Raw genomic sequence first — 15,280 nt, 5'->3', positions numbered from 1 at the left:
GTTTAAAGATTGTCATTGATAACTCTGCCCATAAAAACAAGTGTTCAGTCGACTAAAACGTTCTCAGTTTTTTTATCTCCCTCCGCCAGCAGTGAAAAAGCAGATGTCCGGCATATCCTGCCATATCAGGATTGAGAATGGTGCGGGCTTCACAATCAAGTTCAAGATAGCGCACCGGACTCAGGGGTTTGAGTGCATTTGAGCTATGGAACCAGTACGCAAGATACTGTTTGACATGGGTGTCAACAGGGAAGGCATCAAAACGGCCAAGACCGAAGAGTGCAATGCAGTCGGCGATCTTGTAGCCGATACCGGGGTTTCTGCAAAGCATGCTGCGGAGTTCCGGAAGGGGAAGGTGCGGGTTGCGGAGAAGTTCGGGATCAAGGGCACCGTCCATAAACGACCGGGCGGCACGGGAGATATTTGTCGCCCTGATCCGGTTGTTGTTGGTGCAGCGGCTGAGCATAACGATATCAGCCTCGGCAAGAGATAGGGGAGTGGGGAAGCTGTAGAGGGTAATCGATTTTCCGTTGAAAAGGATGCTTCGTTTCTCTCCAAAAGTATGGCAAAGCATGGTGACCTGTTTTCTGATCAGATGCATGCCGATGCCCTGGGCACACATGAAGGTGATCAGCGTCTCAAAAAAATCCTGTCGCAAAATCCGGAGTGAAAAATATCCGGAGAGCAATTTCCAAAGCTCGGGATAGTGCTCTGAAAAACCGGAAGGAAAAAGCCGGTTTATGTCGATATCAAGCGTCAGGTAATCGCGTATATATTCGGATATTGAACGCCCGTTAATTTTTTCAGATTCAGAAATAACCTCAAAAGAGCAAACCGTTAACTGTTTTAACAATATCGGTGTAGAATCGACTAATGAGTAAAAGTAATCCGGCATGGAATCAACGGAATCCCATAAAAAAGATTGGCCGCTAAAGAGGCTATCGCTAATGTTTATAATACTGCTAGTGTGTATTACTGTTCTTATTTTCAATGTATATAGTCGGCGTTATGAGTTGTAAAAATGAACTGTCTCACGCATGATAAAATTTATGTCCAAAGTATATATAAACAATTGTAATGAAACAACATAAACATGTTTATATAAAGTTTGTCTATTGCGTGTTGGCTCTTGTTTTGTGTGATCATAACGGGTTTATAGTTTTTTATGTGATGTTACGATATTGTGTTGGTGATTTTGATTGATAATGATTGTAAGTAGTTGTGTGATCTGATAAAATTGATATCTATTGGTGGTTTAATTATAAAAACCGTTAAAGATGAGCTGTGTTTAAAAAAAGAATAATCTGAATAAATACGTCGTGCATAGGTATATTTATTTGTTTTTAATGTAGATGTATTGTGTGGTTATTGCGCCAACTGTTATTGTTTGATAATATTTTATGAGCTGATATGAATCCGGTTACTGTCAGATTATAGAGCATTTGAACCTGGTAACTTTTGCTCGTTGGGGGAGCTCCCTGTACGAGGATATCCGGTTCGGCTTCGTGTGTTCAGGAGTGAATCTGCTTGAAAAATGGTGCGAGTGAGGCAAGCGAAACTTCCTCTTTCTCGATGAGTTCAAAGGTCAGATTATGGGCTTCAGGGGTGAAGAGAGAGAGGACGGCAACCTCTGCAACATCGCTTCTCTGGATAACTCCGGTGGTGATGTTGTCGCCGGTATCAAACAGTAGATTATGCTGAAGCGGTGCTCCGTCAAGCAGCCCTCCGGGCCTGAGAATGGTATAGGTAAAGCCCGGTTCGGAGTAGAGTCTGCGTACCTCGTTTTCAGCTTCGAGTTTCATGGAGAGAACCTGACCATATTTGTTCAGGGGATGATCAGGCTTGGTAACACTGAGAGAGCTGACAAGAATAAAGTGCCTTACATCCTCCTCTTTAGCTATGGTTGCAAGGTTGATGATGCCGTCGCGGTCGATTGCCGAGGGTGGGGGTGCAGCCGGATCGGTTACATTTCCTCCGATAGCGGAGATAACTGCGGACGCATTGCGAACCGCAGCCCTGATTTCAGCGGGATGCTCCACCGAGCCGATGGTCAGCCGGTCAATGATTTCAGGCCCGAAAAGCCTTATTGCTTTTTCGCCAGAGCGCACAAAGAGCCGAAACGCGATGCCGTGAGCCTGAAGGCGCTTCACTACCCACTCCCCGGTTCTTCCGGTAGCTCCGGCTACCAGTACACTGCCCTTGAATGCACTCATGTTCAGGTAGTTTGTATGGTTTTTTGTCTAAAAGAAAAGGACTAAGACGACTTCAGGGAGTGCAACGACGAAGAGGATTGGCACCCTTCACCCTTCCTCAACCGGAGAAACCCGCTCGGTTGTGATCGCGCCTGCAATTTCAATCCAAAAAACGGAATTCAGAATCCAAAATCTCTTCAAAGAGTGTCATGGCGAACAACGAGAGGCATCTCCTGATGGTTCCCCTGTTCAGATACCTCTTTGAATTGTCGTGAGCAGTTTAAATTTCAAGTTCTCCAATTCTTACCATTTCGTCAACTTCTGTCTACTCTCTTGTGCGTGTCATGTCGAACGAAGAGAGAGATTTTCAGCGTTTCAGGTTGAGATCCCTCACACAACTGCGTTGGTTCGGGATGAAATGAAAACATAAGCCTATGTTTTCATTTCAGTTAAAGAGCGAAAACCTCACATTCAGGACCATTGTCAAATCTACCAGAGCGTGCAGGAAGATGACGGTTCTGATGTCGCGGTACCAGAAAAAGGCGAGTGCCCAGCTTGAGGCGATAAGGAGCTGAACCGGCATGAAAAAGGGCTTGTAGGGGCTCGTCTGTACCACATGCTCAGGGAGGATATTGATCCAGAAGAGGCCGTGAATCAGGCCGCTGTAGGCCATAAAGCAGAAGAAACCGACAAGGAATATGGCCCACGGGTTTTGTGTAACCTTTCCTGTAAGCACGGCACCGAGCTGAAAGACAGCATAAAACATGAAGGTCTCGGCAATGCCGTTACCGATGCTGAACACCAGCACAGTCAGGGGATCAATCGCGCGCCCCCCGTCGGTAGTGGAGTGGGAGTAGACCCAGGCATTAATGGCTATGATCAGGAGTGACGGCCCCGAGCAGCGCTATCCTCCGGGTGTCGAACTCGCGGTTGAAGGCAAGGATATCCTTTTTGAAAAACAGAAATCCGACCAGAAGCGCAAAGGCCCAGTAGGCATAGATCATTATCGGTACCGATAGTTCCATTACTCAGTAGAGGTTAAGGGTTGGGGGAGAGCTTCGATGGTATTGCTGAATGCTTCGGCATGATAGGAGCTGCGCACAAAGGGGCCGGACTGTACATGGCGGAACCCTGCCTTTTCAGCGACCACCCTGTAGGCTTCAAACTCCACGGGAGTAACATAGCGCTCGACCGGCAGATGGGCCTGAGAGGGCTGAAGATACTGGCCGATGGTGACCATATCGCACCCGTGGCTGACAAGGTCCCCGAGAGCGGTTGCCAACTCATCGGCACTTTCACCCATACCGACCATCAGCCCTGACTTGGTTGTGAGGCCGAACTCCTCTTTTGCCCGCTGCAAGAGCTCCAGTGAGCGGCTGTAACTTGCCTGCGGTCGCACTTTGCAGTAGAGCGAAGGGACGGTTTCAATGTTGTGGTTCAGCACCTCCGGAGCCTCAGCCATAACCAGGTCAAGCGAATACTCATTCCCCTCAAAATCGGGGATAAGGCACTCTATGGTGAGCGAAGGTTTGACTGCGCGTATTGCCCTTATGGTTGCTACCCAGTGCCCGGCCCCTCCGTCAGGGAGGTCATCACGGGTAACACTGGTGAGTACAACGTGTTTGAGGCGCATGGATTCAACCGCCATGGCGATATTCTCCGGTTCAAGAGGGTCGGGGGATGGCGGTTCTGCGGCCGTGCCGACCGCGCAGAAGCGGCAGGCGCGTGTACAGATATTGCCAAGGAGCAGAAAGGTTGCGGTGCCTCTCGACCAGCACTCCTGCAGGTTCGGGCAGAGTGCCGACCGGCAGACCGTGTTGAGGCTGTGGCGGTTCAGCAGCTGACGTGTCGAGGCAAACGATGCCCCTGAAGCCATCCTGATTTTCAGCCACTCCGGCTTTTTGCCCGCGCCCAGTCGTTCCATAACTTCCTTCAATAGATTGTAATCGTGCAATATAGATAATCCGGAAATTCTTTCACTCCCCAACATCTTTCCATGCATTCAGGATTATCGTTTTACTGATTTTATTGCTGCTCATACCTGATGATTGTATATTTATTTTATTTTTTACCAAATATCTGCCACTGCACTGCGGGTTATTCGGGTGATGTGCAGCGGAACATGAACTGAACAGGGGAGAGTGAGAATGCAGAGATACCTGATGATGTCGGTTGTGCTTTTCTTCATGCATGTCGGGGCGCTGCATGCGGCGGAATACCAGAATGTGGAGGTGAAAAAGCTTCTCACCGCCACCAAAACGACAACCAGCGGCGAGAAGATCAGATACCTTAAAAGCAAAAACCCCGAGGTTACCGCTCTCACGGTACGCATCCCTCCAGGAGGTTCAACCGGATGGCACAAACACCCGGTGCCGGTTTACGCCTATGTGCTCGAAGGGAGGCTTACGGTTGCGTTAAAAGACGGCAGAACCTTTACCTTCAACAAGGGAGATGCGCTTGTCGAAGTGGTCAATACCTTTCACAACGGCACCAACTCCGGCCCTGAACCGGTCACGCTTGCTGTATTCTATACCGGTGCAGCGGGCCTGCCGAACGTAATCAAGGAGGAGCCTGCCGCCGCTCCGTCAGCCCCATAACGCAGCAAGCGTTGCAAGCCCTTCAAAAATCAGTACTGATTACCGTAACGGCCTCTCCTGAAAAACAGGAAAAATCACCGATTGAAGGCTGTTCCGGTTTTTTATTCGGGCCATGATCTTGCCGGGTTCAGCACAAAGCATTTCAAGTATTGGTTTTCCCGCCATTCTCTTCTCTTTTCCTCTTGAAGATGAATCTGTCCGGCGAAATCAACGACGTGCGGTGCTCACTCCTGATATACCACCGGATCCGGCGAGTCGATCATGGGATTGAGACGAACCGCCAGAGAGAATAGATAGGGGTAATCCTCCTTGAGATGCTGCATATAGAGGATCCATTCCCGGATCAGATGACCGAAAACCCGCTTTACATCGCCATTGAGGTGCTCTTTGTCGCTCGGAGGCATACGATCGAACGACTCCCGGGCCTTGAGCTCTTCGGTGAGATGAAACACTGCCCAGAGAAGGTCAGTAAAATTTTCATGCTCAAACAGATTCTGGTTTTCCAGCAGACTCAGCAGGAAGCTCCGTTTTCCGGACATGAACTGCTTCAGCGAGGTGAGAGCGTCACTATCGATGCTGATCCTCTGGTTGTTTTGGCGCAGATAGTCGAGTGCCGCGTCAAAATCCTGTTTTTTCCATGAGCCTGTCATACGCAGGCGGTTTTTCAGTTCCTCGCTTCCGGCCGCGTGTACCGACAACTCTTTGAGCAGGAAGTTGCCGAATTCACTGAAAAAGACGCCGATAACCATGTTCAGTTTTCTCATGACTGACTGGCGCTCCCTCTCCCTGAGCACCTTTTCGAAGAGGAGCGTGACGACAATGATGTAAATTGGCAGGAAGGCAAGATTGCCGAGAAAGCTGGCAGATATCTCCCTCAGGTTGCCGAAAATGCTGAAGTCAATACCATAAAGAGCCACCGAGATGGCGAAAAGCGCAGACACCGTCCACACCTTGTTGATAAACAGTTTTTTCAACATGAACACCCGCTACGTTATTTAAATCGGAACCAAACAACCCCGAATATCTCGCACCATTAAACAAACAGCCAAAAACATCTCTCCGTTCATGGATTAGGGGACGTAAGTGACAGAGGTAATTAATAAATCATTTCCTATCTTCGTGGAAAGGAGCAGTCATTGGCAGTCGTTTTGAGTGAACCCGTAAAGGAGAGTTACCCATGCCAAGAGGAGCGAGACTGGATGCGCCGGGATCGTTGCATCATGTGATGGTTCGCGGAATTGAGCGGACGGCTATTGTATTTGATGAACAAGACCGACAGGATCTATTATACCGGATTGGCAAAGCAGCAGAAAAAACAGGAACAGTGATATATGCCTGGTCGCTGATGACCAATCATGCGCATCTGTTGCTCAGAAGCGGATCGTCGGGATTACCGACCTTCATGCGAAAGGTGCTGACGGGGTATTCGGTATCGTTCAACAAGAGGCATAATCGATCGGGCCATCTGTTCCAGAATCGCTACAAGTCGATACTCTGCGAAGAAGAGCCCTATTTCGTCAAGCTGGTGAGTTATATTCATCTGAACCCCTTGCGAGCCGGATTGGTCCATTCTCTGGAAGAGCTTGATCGGTATCCGTGGAGCGGCCATAAGTCGCTTATGGGATTGGCCAAATATCCCTGGCAGGATACGGAATATGTTTTACAACAGTTTGGCAGTGCAGCAGGGAGAGCGCGGAAGCTCTATCTTGAGTTTGTTCGGGAACAAATCCAGCTTGGTCGACAGTCAGAGTTGACGGGGGGCGGATTGGTGCGTTCAGCAGGCGGTTGGTCTGAAGTGCTGTCGATGAGAAAACGGGGAGAGCGTCGGTTCAGCGACGAGCGGATACTTGGCAGTGGAGCGTTCGTAGAAGAGGTGCTCGGAGAGGTAGGTGATGAACAAAAGGAGATGATGCCGATGAGGATGAGGCAGGCAGATGCTCATGAGTTGATCGAACAGCAGTGTAAAGAAAGGGGACTGTCGATCGATGCCCTGCAGGGAGGGAGTCGAAGCAGAGCGTATTCTGCTTTGCGAAGGGAGCTTTCGATGAACCTGGTTATCGAATTCGGATTGTCGCATGCAGATGTAGCCCGAATGCTGGGGATTTCAAGGGCAGGCGTGAGCCAGATGATGCGACGCTGACTTGCCGGGTTTTGGGCCAAATTTCGTTGTTCTTTTGATTTGTTACCTCCGTCACTTACGTCCCTTAAAAATAAAAAATGTGCAATGCAGCGAAAACTGGCGGAGAGTGTTGTGGTGCTCGATTTCGAGACGACAGGATTGTCACCGGAGTATGGTGACCGGGCTATCGAGATCGGTGCGGTGCTGCTTGAGGAGGGGGAGATTGTCGGGCGTTTTCAGAAGCTGATGAATCCCGGTTTCCGGATAAGCCAGTTTATCGAAGGCTATACCGGTATCACCAATGAGATGCTCAAAGGCCAGCCCTGTTGTGAAGAGGTGATGGCCGAGTTTTCAGAGTTCATAGCCGGACGGAATATCGTTGCACATAATGCCGCATTCGACCGCCGTTTTCTTGATTTCGAGCTCAAGCGGGCGAAACGTGCCTATGAAGGCTCCTGCTGCTGCTCTCTGCTTGTCTCAAGAAGGATTTATCAGGACTCTCCGAACCACAGACTGCAGACGCTCGTTTCGCACGCGGGCATCAGGCAGACCGGCGTGTTTCACCGCGCACTGGCAGATGCCGAGATGACCGCACAATTGTGGCTCTCCATGATCGAGCGGATTCGCCGGCAATACGGCATGCCGACAGTTTTCTTTGACCAGCTGTGTGAACTCTCAAGGGTTGATAAACTCTATACGCACCGGTATCTTACCAACCTGGCTGCTGTGAAAACAGGAGAGGAGGGCGGGGATGTTCGCGCCTGACTGGCTGCTCGACAGAGCCATCACCCTGATCGAGCGGACACACCGGGTGGAACACCTGAAGAGCTATGAACTTGCGGCTATGCTTGCCGGAGCGGATCCGCCGTTACTGTTTGACACCCGCACCGCAGAGGAGTATGAAGTGAGTCATATTGCGGGCGCTCTCCCTATCAATCCGGATACCTCTCAGGATGACTTTACCGCACGTTACGGTTCACTTCTAAAAGGGCGCGACCTTATCGTTTACTGTTCGGTCGGCCAGCGCAGTTCGGATCTGCTCGAACGGGTGGAGAGTGCTTGCGCCAAGGCGGGGGCCGGCAGCTGGCGCAACCTCAGCGGCGGCATCTTTCGCTGGTATAACGAGGGCCGTCCGGTCGTCAATGCAGAAGGCGTGACGGACGATATCCACCGCTACGATCCGATTTGGGGTATGATGGTTGAACGCCGCAGGTAGCCTTGCTACGAACGGAACGGCCTTTGGAGCAGGGCGAAGAGCTGCTGATTCCGGGAGTCGCTTTCACCGTCGAGTCCGATCTGAAGATCGTCGAGATTCTCTTTAAAGAGAAAGGTCCCGAAGAGTCGGTCCCAGAAGGAGAGCATGCTGCCGTAGTTGGTGTTGTGTTCGCTCATGAGCTTCGAATGATGCAGGCGGTGCATCATGGGGGAGGGGATGATGAACCGGGCGACTCGATCCAGTGCGGGCGGAATGGAGAGGTTGCTGTGGTGGAACTCAATGACCGGTGTCATGAAGAGCGAGTAGAGCAGCAGGTGTTCGATACCCGCCCCCATCAGCATGAAGAGGGGGAGGCGCAGCAGCTCCGAGAAGAGGATCTCCATCCAGTGGAAGCGCCAGCTTGACGTAACATCGAGGGTGGCATCGCTGTGGTGTACGGAGTGGAAGCGCCAGAGCACTCTTGTTTCATGGTTAAGACGATGCCAGAGGTACATCCAGAGGTCGATAAGCAGGATGATCAGGATCGCTTCGGGAGCGGGCGGGAGGTTCAGCATCCCGATTCCCGGCCAGAGGCTATTCGACCACTCCAGCATGAAGGCCATGAGGATACCCGAAGGGAGCAGGATCAAGAGATTCAGGGCGGCTATTGAAAGGTTGAGCCTGGCATGGAGGCCTCGCTTCTGCACAGTGGAGAAGAAGGGCTTGAGCCCTTCGATGATCCAGAAGAGCACTCCGCAGGCAATGGTGGTGCCGTATGAGAGTGTGCGGAGGTCGGATAAGGAAAAGAGTTCTCCCATGCTGTTCATGATTGAAATAAGGGCATCCCAATAAATCTATTACGCAATCTGATTGCTTCGTTGAGCGGTGCTCGAAATCCTCAAGTACTCAGTGTACATTCCGGTTTCTGCGCATCATTCGCCCGCTCACTCAAATCGCTCTTGACGATTTATAGTGATTCCCGACGATTTTCCCCCCACCAGGAGGAGAACTTGAGGTGGTTGGTTGCCGGATTGAAGGTCAGCCTGCTTCTGCACTCTTTTTTGCCGGACGTTCGTACTTGAAGATGCAGACCGGGCTGCCGTATGCCTGCCGGCTCAGAATTTCTCCCTCCATTTCCGGGAAAGCCCTGCGGGTCGCCTCCATATCAAGCTCGCAGATCACATGGCAGGGTATATCAAACCCGAACTCATTGCCTGCTTCCAGATAGGGGCAGACCTTCTGGATTTCAAGGGCGGCATCGATACCCCGGTTTGAGATGTCCACGGCCACCATATCCATGCCGATTGCATTGAAGATGGGGATGGATTTCCGGAAGCCTTCGATGAGGGTCGGCAGTGCAAGCAGCGGGCCCATGCGCTCCTTCTGCAGCTCGGGGAACCCTTCGAGCATCGTTTCCCATGCCATCTCCTCTCCGAACTCATTGCTGAGCTCCCTGAATCTCGCAAACTTCTTTCTGGCGGATTCAAGTAACTCCGTGTTAGCGTTCTTACTCATGGATCTTCTCCTTGATTAACGTTCATAGCGTGCCCTATTGCAAAGAGTCATGTATAACCAATGTACGGGGTGCAGGGCGTATGTTCAAATATCAGAGCTCCTCATCCGGGAGCGGAGCTAAAAAGCCTTGCGTATAATCGCGGAATTTGCTGATCTTTATGATAGAGGAGAGGTATTTTCAACCTTCACAACCGAGGAGCGGAGATGAGTGAACAGGTTCCCGAAATCTTTACGAAAAAAGTCGAAAGACTGCTTGCGCAGGGAGAGCTTGAAGCGCGTATCCTGAACTTTCTCGCCTCCCGGCGTCTCTGCGTGCTTTCGACCAGCCGTGACAATGAGCCGCGTTCAACACCTATTCTTTTCCGCTCGAAGGGGTTCACCCTCTACATGGCCGGCGAACCGGGCCTCAAGCTCGGCAACATCATGCAAAACCCGGACGTCAGCGTTGGTATCTTCGACCCGAAAGCGGAGTTCTCCGATGAGATAGAGGATATCACCGGCCTGCAGATAAGCGGCCATGCAAGGCTGATCAGCAGGGAGGATGCCGGTTTCAGTGAGGCGTTCAAACTTTTTGGTCGTCCCCAGGCGTGGGCTGAACACTGGTTCGGCAAGATGATTGAGGTGATACCCGACCGTATAGAGATGCTCTCCATGGGGCTCAAACTTGAGGGGTATGCCGCAAGGCAGATATGGAGTGCAGCCGGGGAGAAAAAATGAGAGCTAATAGAGTGTCAGCGGCCTTTACCACCAGCCGCGTAGAGGAGACGCGGGATTTTTATCTCCGATATTTCGGGGCAAGAGTTACCTTTGATTGTGGCTGGTATGTAATCCTTGAGTTCGGTTCACCGGTTTCAACCCTGCAGTTCATGGCGCCCGTGAAGCCGGAGCACGAGCTGAGCAGTGGTGCGGGACTTATCTACAACTTTATGGTGGATGACGTTGATGAGGAGCACTTGCGTCTGACACAGGCAGGGCTGCATGTGGTTGTTCCGCTCGAAGACCATCCCTGGGGTGATCGGGGTTTTGTTGTCAAGGACCCCAACGGCATCTCCCTCTATATCTATTCAGATCGTGAACCGGACGAGGAGTTCAGGAAATACTTTACATAAGGGTGAGCTGACCGGCTCATTCAGTCGTGAATGAAGAAAAGTTTTTGTAACCAACATTGAAGGGAAAATGGAAACAACGTATGAGGTGGGTGGAGATTTTTTTCGTGAAAAGATTATAGCCGCAATGTTTTATGGATTCCGTGCCATCAAAAATCCCGTATCCGTAACGGTTCATCCTGAACTGATGAAGCGGATACGGGACGATTTCAGCAAGAAGGTGACTGCGCCAAAGCGTGTTGGCGGAGTGGAGCTGTTTTTCGGACTGCCGGTAATTGAGGACCCGTCAAAAACAACTGATTATATCGCCGTAGAGTAAGGCCACAAAGAAAGAGAGCACACCCATCCCTCCGGGTCACAAGCTTTTCGATTGCTCTCACGGCTTCATCCCGCAAGTTCCTTTCCCATTACTCAAACTCACGGTTTAACATCCGGGGCGACCCTCATCCGCACGATTCTGGTGGGATTGGAGACCATGCCATTATTGAATTGTGAACCGGCCCTGACCTTGTCGACAAACTCCATTCCTGATACAACCTGCCCCCAGATTGTGTACTGCCCGTCGAGGAAGGGTGCCGGTGCAAAGCAGATGAAAAACTGGCTGTCGCCGCTGTTCGGATCAGAAGCGCGGGCCATCGAGACGGTGCCACGGATATGCTGCTGTCGAGAAAATTCCGCTTTAAGCTGCTGTCCGGAACCGCCTGACCCGTCGCCCTGCGGGTCACCGGTCTGGGCCATAAATCCGGGAATAACGCGGTGGAAGGAGAGAGCGTCATAAAACCCTTTACGGGTCAGCTCCTTGATGCGCGCTACATGGCGGGGGGCGAGATCGGGAAGCAATCGGATGACAACCCGGCCGGCGGGAAGGTCAAGGTAGATGGTGTTTGCGCGATCCAGTGCCGGTGCACCGTAAACGGAGAGAGGGAGCAGGGTGGCAAGAAGCCCGAACATGAGGGCAAGGGTTCGCAATGGTCGGTTCATTATGGGCAGTGGTTAGTTTTGGCTGCGTATGTTTGTTGAATAATAGCATGAATGCAGAGAGATGCAAAGTAAAATTGCAAGTGTACGGTTGATGACCGGTGAGCGGAGCATTGCGGGGAGGTCTGTTGAGAAGTGCTCGGCATGAGATTCTCCGATCTCATTTTTGTAACTTGCACGTACAGTGCAGTTTCCGGCTGAACGGCTAAACAGGGAGGAGATGATGACTATAATCAATTTCAGCGCTTTCAGGAAGTATACACTACCGGTTCTTTTTTCACTCATGCTGCTTGGGGGAACTCCCTCTGCCGCGTCACCTCATGCGGCTGCGCCTTCGGGTGAAAAACTGCTTGACATGACCTATCCGTTTGACGAAAACACCATCTACTGGCCGACCGCCGAACCCTTTAGCCTGACCAAACTGGAGTGGAAGGTTACTCCGGGCGGGTGGTGGTATGCCTCCAATAACTATGGAGCTGCCGAGCACGGCGGCACCCATGTTGATGCCCCCATACATTTTGCGGAAAAAGGCCGGACCATTGACCGTATTGCGCTTGACGAATGGATCGGACCGGCGGTTAAAATTGATGTTGTTGCCGCATGTATGAAGAACAGAGCTTACCGGCTGACGGTAAACGATGTTTTGCAATGGGAGGCCAAACATGGCCGCCTGCCGGAGCATGCATGGGTGCTCATGTACACCGGCATTGATACGAAATACTATCCCGACCGGAAACTGGTGCTTGGAACCCTGAAAACAGGAGCGGCGGCTCTTTCGGAACTGAACTTTCCGGGCTTTTCGCCCGAGGTCGCTACGTTTCTTGTCAAAGCGCGTAATATCAAGGGGATAGGGCTCGATACCCCGAGCATTGATCCCGGCGACTCAAAGGAGTTTAAGGTGCACCGGATCTGTTTTGAGGCCGATAAACTCGCGATTGAAAATATTGCCGCTCTTGACAGACTGCCCGAAAAGGGGGCAATGCTCTATGTTATACCGATGCTGATAAAGGATGGCACCGGCTCACCTGCCCGAATTTTTGCACTATTGCCGTAAACAGGAATAACAGGAGATCTTGACTATGTCATTTATTCACAGGGAGTCACACCGCTCGGATCGAATCGGCTGGCTTCGCGCTGCAGTGCTTGGGGCAAATGACGGCACCATCTCGACAGCAAGTCTCTTGATAGGCGTAGCTGCTGCAGGTTCCTCCGAACAGAGTATTTTGCTGACAGGGGTAGCGGGTCTTGTCGCCGGAGCCATGTCAATGGCAGCGGGGGAGTATGTATCGGTGCAGTCCCAGGCCGACACCGAGGAGGCCGATATTGCGCGCGAAAAGCGCGAGCTGGCGGAGGATCCGGAGCATGAACTGGAGGAGCTGACCGCTATCTATGTGAGTCGCGGACTTGAAGAGCCGCTCGCACTGCGCGTAGCGGTGAGCCTGATGCAGAAGGATGCTCTCGGAGCACATGCACGTGATGAGCTCGGCATTACCGATACCCTGCGGGCACGGCCGATCCAGGCGGCACTCTCCTCCGCGCTCTCATTTGTTGCCGGTGCGGTTATCCCGATAGGCGCAGCTCTGCTTGCCCCTTCACCCTGGATTGCCGAAGTTACCTCCGCAACCGCGCTTGTTTCCCTGCTCTTTCTTGGTGGAATGGCAGCCTGGGCAGGCGGGGCATCGCTTCTGAAAGGAGCACTCCGTGTTGCCTTTTGGGGTGCGCTTGCCATGGGGTTGACGGCGGGGGTCGGAAGGATATTCGGAGCGGTCGTATAGTTCATCGATAAATCGGTTGCGCACTCTGATTGCTTCGTTGGTCCGGTGCTCAAAATCCTCATGTACTCTGAGTACACTCCGGTTTTTGCGCTCCGTCGGTCTCGCACTCAAATCGTTCATGACGAGGTATAGCGCAGCACGTAATTATCGGGACTCATTTTTTTGCGGATTTTACCGCGAGGTAAATTATTCGGCCCGGTTCTCTGTTTAGAATGCAGAGAACATATACTTCATTGAACCAGACTGCAATGCTATGGCCCGATCAAAAGAGGAGTGGATTGAACTGCTTGAACGCCGGCTGCCGCCGCTCGACAGGATTGCGGATCGCAACCGGGCCATCACCGCGCACTATGCCCGCTGGTATCTTGAGAAGCCAGAGCTCTTCAAGTGGAGCGGCATGGCGGCCTTTGCCTCGCGGCAGGTCGGTGTGGCGCTTGGGGTTTGCGAGCTGCTTCATGCTCCGGAGCACAGAGAGAGCACCGATGAGCAAGAAGGAGGCCTTTCCTCATTTGATGCGGGTAAACTGTTGCAGAACAGCTTGAACAACCTGCTTTTTATTCCATCCTTTATGCATTCGGCTGCCGCTCAGCAGTTTTTTCTTGCCGACCTTGATCAGCTGCGGCTCGGTAACAACAATATCTTTACCGATATCGGATGGGCCCATGCGCTTTTTCTCGAAAGCGGGTTTGGTGCAGTGGAAAAATGCTGCGGACCGAGGGAGCAGGAGTTTCTCTTTGAGGGCTTCAGGCTGATTGATGAGGGAGAGCAACTGCTCAAGCGTGGAGTTGAGGAAGAGCGTGCCCGCGCGCTCATCTGGGAGGGCAATGTGCTTTTGTTGCCCCATGAACAGATCTCGACATTGCAGCGATTTTTGATGCTATCAGCCAGCAGGGGAGGATTTTAATCTCCTTCGGCAGCGAGCTTGATTTTTCCGGAGGAGTCAGAGCCTCATTTTCAACATATTCGGGTTATTTCGAAACCCTGACCGGCATGAAAAGTGTCACCGATTCCCGCCTCCGCTGGCAGTGGATCGAGCATGATGTGCTTCCGGCATGGAGGCGCATGGAGTGCACCTTCTGCGAAGGTTCACCCCTGAAAAGGGAGCTTGAAGTGTTCGCAGCAATACCTTGAGTTACCGTTTCTTTCCAACCGGAGCAAGGTAGATGGTGAACTCCTCCTCTCCGTCAATATTCAGCAGCCGGTCCATCACCTCCTGGTCATAGGCTGCAATGGCGCAGGTTCCTGCGTTTATTGCCTCGCAGGCCAGATAGAGGTTCTGGCAGACGTGACCGGCGTCAAGGGCGATCACTTTATGGGCGGCCAGACCATATCGCCACTCCATGCGATAGGGGATTACTGTCCAGATGAAGGTGACGGCGGCATCTCCGGGGAATGGCTGGCCGAGCGCGGCTCTCGTTACCCGCTCTTCCAGGTGTTCAACCTGCTCTTCCAGGATGAGCTGGTGTTCAACGGGCAGGTAGCGGTAGATCCCTTTTTCAAGACCGGTTACGTTCAAAATGCAGAGCAGGGTTTCAAAAGCGTGGCGGCATCCTGCTGAGGGTACCGTCCTCAGGGCGTGGCCTGCATCGAGTTTGAGCTTTATTCCCTGGGTAGCCCAGAGCAGGAAGGAGAGCTCCTCAAGGGAGAGGGGGAGATCGCTGTAGGTGCGGCAGCTTTCGCGGCGCCCGATAGCGGTTTTGAGGTCGATATTGCCGATATCCGTCAGGCTCCCGATTTTCGGAAGCTCTATCGGATGAACATCCTGCCCGCAGGGTTTCTCAATCGGCGGGGGTGGAATCCGGC

17 protein-coding genes and 2 pseudogenes are annotated in these 15,280 nt (G+C 52.0%); 10 read left to right on the top strand and 9 right to left on the bottom strand.

What is annotated here, in order from left to right:
* Window positions 1-52 precede the first annotated feature (52 nt).
* The 4 genes and pseudogenes from CFERDRAFT_RS08490 to lipA all read right to left on the bottom strand — a co-directional run bounded on the left by CFERDRAFT_RS08490 (window position 53) and on the right by lipA (window position 4,116).
* Entirely contained in the window at window positions 53-991 is a 939-nt protein-coding gene (locus CFERDRAFT_RS08490) for a DNA glycosylase (RefSeq protein ID WP_156778044.1), read from the bottom strand.
* Between the two features lie 520 nt (window positions 992-1,511).
* Entirely contained in the window at window positions 1,512-2,213 is a 702-nt protein-coding gene (locus tag CFERDRAFT_RS08485; protein ID WP_006366806.1) for an SDR family oxidoreductase, read from the bottom strand.
* Between the two features lie 424 nt (window positions 2,214-2,637).
* A pseudogene (locus CFERDRAFT_RS08480) lies at window positions 2,638-3,217 on the bottom strand (hypothetical protein).
* Entirely contained in the window at window positions 3,217-4,116 is a 900-nt protein-coding gene (lipA, locus tag CFERDRAFT_RS08475) for a lipoyl synthase (RefSeq protein WP_006366804.1), read from the bottom strand. The pseudogene CFERDRAFT_RS08480 and the gene lipA overlap by 1 nt, the downstream one beginning before the upstream one ends.
* Before the next feature lie 223 nt (window positions 4,117-4,339).
* On the opposite strand from lipA, the gene CFERDRAFT_RS08470 reads away from it, so the two are divergent.
* Window positions 4,340-4,789, top strand: a complete 450-nt coding sequence (locus tag CFERDRAFT_RS08470) for a cupin domain-containing protein (protein WP_006366803.1) — start codon at window positions 4,340-4,342, stop codon at window positions 4,787-4,789.
* Between the two features lie 224 nt (window positions 4,790-5,013).
* On the opposite strand, the gene CFERDRAFT_RS08465 is transcribed toward CFERDRAFT_RS08470, so the two are convergent.
* Window positions 5,014-5,766, bottom strand: a complete 753-nt coding sequence (locus tag CFERDRAFT_RS08465; protein WP_006366802.1) for a hypothetical protein — start codon at window positions 5,764-5,766, stop codon at window positions 5,014-5,016.
* 200 nt (window positions 5,767-5,966) lie between these two features.
* On the opposite strand from CFERDRAFT_RS08465, the gene CFERDRAFT_RS08460 reads away from it, so the two are divergent.
* The 3 genes from CFERDRAFT_RS08460 to CFERDRAFT_RS08450 all read left to right on the top strand — a co-directional run bounded on the left by CFERDRAFT_RS08460 (window position 5,967) and on the right by CFERDRAFT_RS08450 (window position 8,124).
* Complete coding sequence (locus tag CFERDRAFT_RS08460; RefSeq protein ID WP_006366801.1) at window positions 5,967-6,929, top strand: transposase; 963 nt, start codon at window positions 5,967-5,969, stop codon at window positions 6,927-6,929.
* An 84-nt stretch (window positions 6,930-7,013) separates the two neighbouring features.
* The gene (locus CFERDRAFT_RS08455; protein ID WP_006366800.1) at window positions 7,014-7,673 is read left to right on the top strand and encodes a 3'-5' exonuclease; all 660 of its coding nucleotides are present in this window, start codon (window positions 7,014-7,016) and stop codon (window positions 7,671-7,673) included.
* The gene (locus CFERDRAFT_RS08450) at window positions 7,660-8,124 is read left to right on the top strand and encodes a rhodanese-like domain-containing protein (protein WP_006366799.1); all 465 of its coding nucleotides are present in this window, start codon (window positions 7,660-7,662) and stop codon (window positions 8,122-8,124) included. Before CFERDRAFT_RS08455 ends, CFERDRAFT_RS08450 begins: the two co-directional genes overlap by 14 nt.
* A 5-nt stretch (window positions 8,125-8,129) precedes the next feature.
* On the opposite strand, the gene CFERDRAFT_RS08445 is transcribed toward CFERDRAFT_RS08450, so the two are convergent.
* Window positions 8,130-8,921, bottom strand: a complete 792-nt coding sequence (locus CFERDRAFT_RS08445) for a sterol desaturase family protein (protein ID WP_040433551.1) — start codon at window positions 8,919-8,921, stop codon at window positions 8,130-8,132.
* A gap of 220 nt (window positions 8,922-9,141) precedes the next feature.
* Entirely contained in the window at window positions 9,142-9,618 is a 477-nt protein-coding gene (locus tag CFERDRAFT_RS08440) for a hypothetical protein (protein WP_006366797.1), read from the bottom strand.
* 204 nt (window positions 9,619-9,822) lie between these two features.
* On the opposite strand from CFERDRAFT_RS08440, the gene CFERDRAFT_RS08435 reads away from it, so the two are divergent.
* From CFERDRAFT_RS08435 to CFERDRAFT_RS08425, 3 genes are all read left to right on the top strand, one after another.
* A complete protein-coding gene (locus CFERDRAFT_RS08435; RefSeq protein ID WP_006366796.1) occupies window positions 9,823-10,335 on the top strand; it encodes a pyridoxamine 5'-phosphate oxidase family protein in 513 nt (170 codons plus the stop codon).
* A complete protein-coding gene (locus CFERDRAFT_RS08430) occupies window positions 10,332-10,727 on the top strand; it encodes a VOC family protein (RefSeq protein ID WP_006366795.1) in 396 nt (131 codons plus the stop codon). Before CFERDRAFT_RS08435 ends, CFERDRAFT_RS08430 begins: the two co-directional genes overlap by 4 nt.
* Before the next feature lie 67 nt (window positions 10,728-10,794).
* A complete protein-coding gene (locus CFERDRAFT_RS08425) occupies window positions 10,795-11,043 on the top strand; it encodes a hypothetical protein (RefSeq protein WP_006366794.1) in 249 nt (82 codons plus the stop codon).
* Between the two features lie 98 nt (window positions 11,044-11,141).
* Here the strand turns inward: CFERDRAFT_RS08425 and CFERDRAFT_RS08420 are convergent, their stop codons facing one another.
* The gene (locus tag CFERDRAFT_RS08420) at window positions 11,142-11,705 is read right to left on the bottom strand and encodes a peptidylprolyl isomerase (RefSeq protein ID WP_006366793.1); all 564 of its coding nucleotides are present in this window, start codon (window positions 11,703-11,705) and stop codon (window positions 11,142-11,144) included.
* Between the two features lie 217 nt (window positions 11,706-11,922).
* Between CFERDRAFT_RS08420 and CFERDRAFT_RS08410 the strand changes: the two genes are divergently transcribed.
* The 3 genes and pseudogenes from CFERDRAFT_RS08410 to CFERDRAFT_RS08400 all read left to right on the top strand — a co-directional run bounded on the left by CFERDRAFT_RS08410 (window position 11,923) and on the right by CFERDRAFT_RS08400 (window position 14,608).
* On the top strand, window positions 11,923-12,756 hold the full coding sequence (locus CFERDRAFT_RS08410; protein WP_198002410.1) for a cyclase family protein: 834 nt from the start codon (window positions 11,923-11,925) through the stop codon (window positions 12,754-12,756).
* Window positions 12,757-12,781: 25 nt separating this feature from the next.
* Window positions 12,782-13,477: a VIT1/CCC1 transporter family protein gene (locus CFERDRAFT_RS08405; RefSeq protein WP_006366791.1), complete on the top strand. Its 696-nt coding sequence runs from the start codon at window positions 12,782-12,784 to the stop codon at window positions 13,475-13,477.
* Window positions 13,478-13,730: 253 nt separating this feature from the next.
* Window positions 13,731-14,608, top strand: a pseudogene (locus CFERDRAFT_RS08400) (DUF2515 family protein).
* 1 nt (window position 14,609) lies between these two features.
* On the opposite strand, the gene CFERDRAFT_RS08395 reads toward CFERDRAFT_RS08400, so the two are convergent.
* Window positions 14,610-15,280 (bottom strand): SagB/ThcOx family dehydrogenase (locus CFERDRAFT_RS08395; RefSeq protein WP_006366789.1); only part of this gene is annotated, 671 nt, incomplete at its 5' end.

This window comes from Chlorobium ferrooxidans DSM 13031, assembly GCF_000168715.1.
Taxonomy (GTDB): domain Bacteria; phylum Bacteroidota; class Chlorobiia; order Chlorobiales; family Chlorobiaceae; genus Chlorobium; species Chlorobium ferrooxidans.
This window is presented reverse-complemented; position numbering and strand designations above follow the sequence as displayed.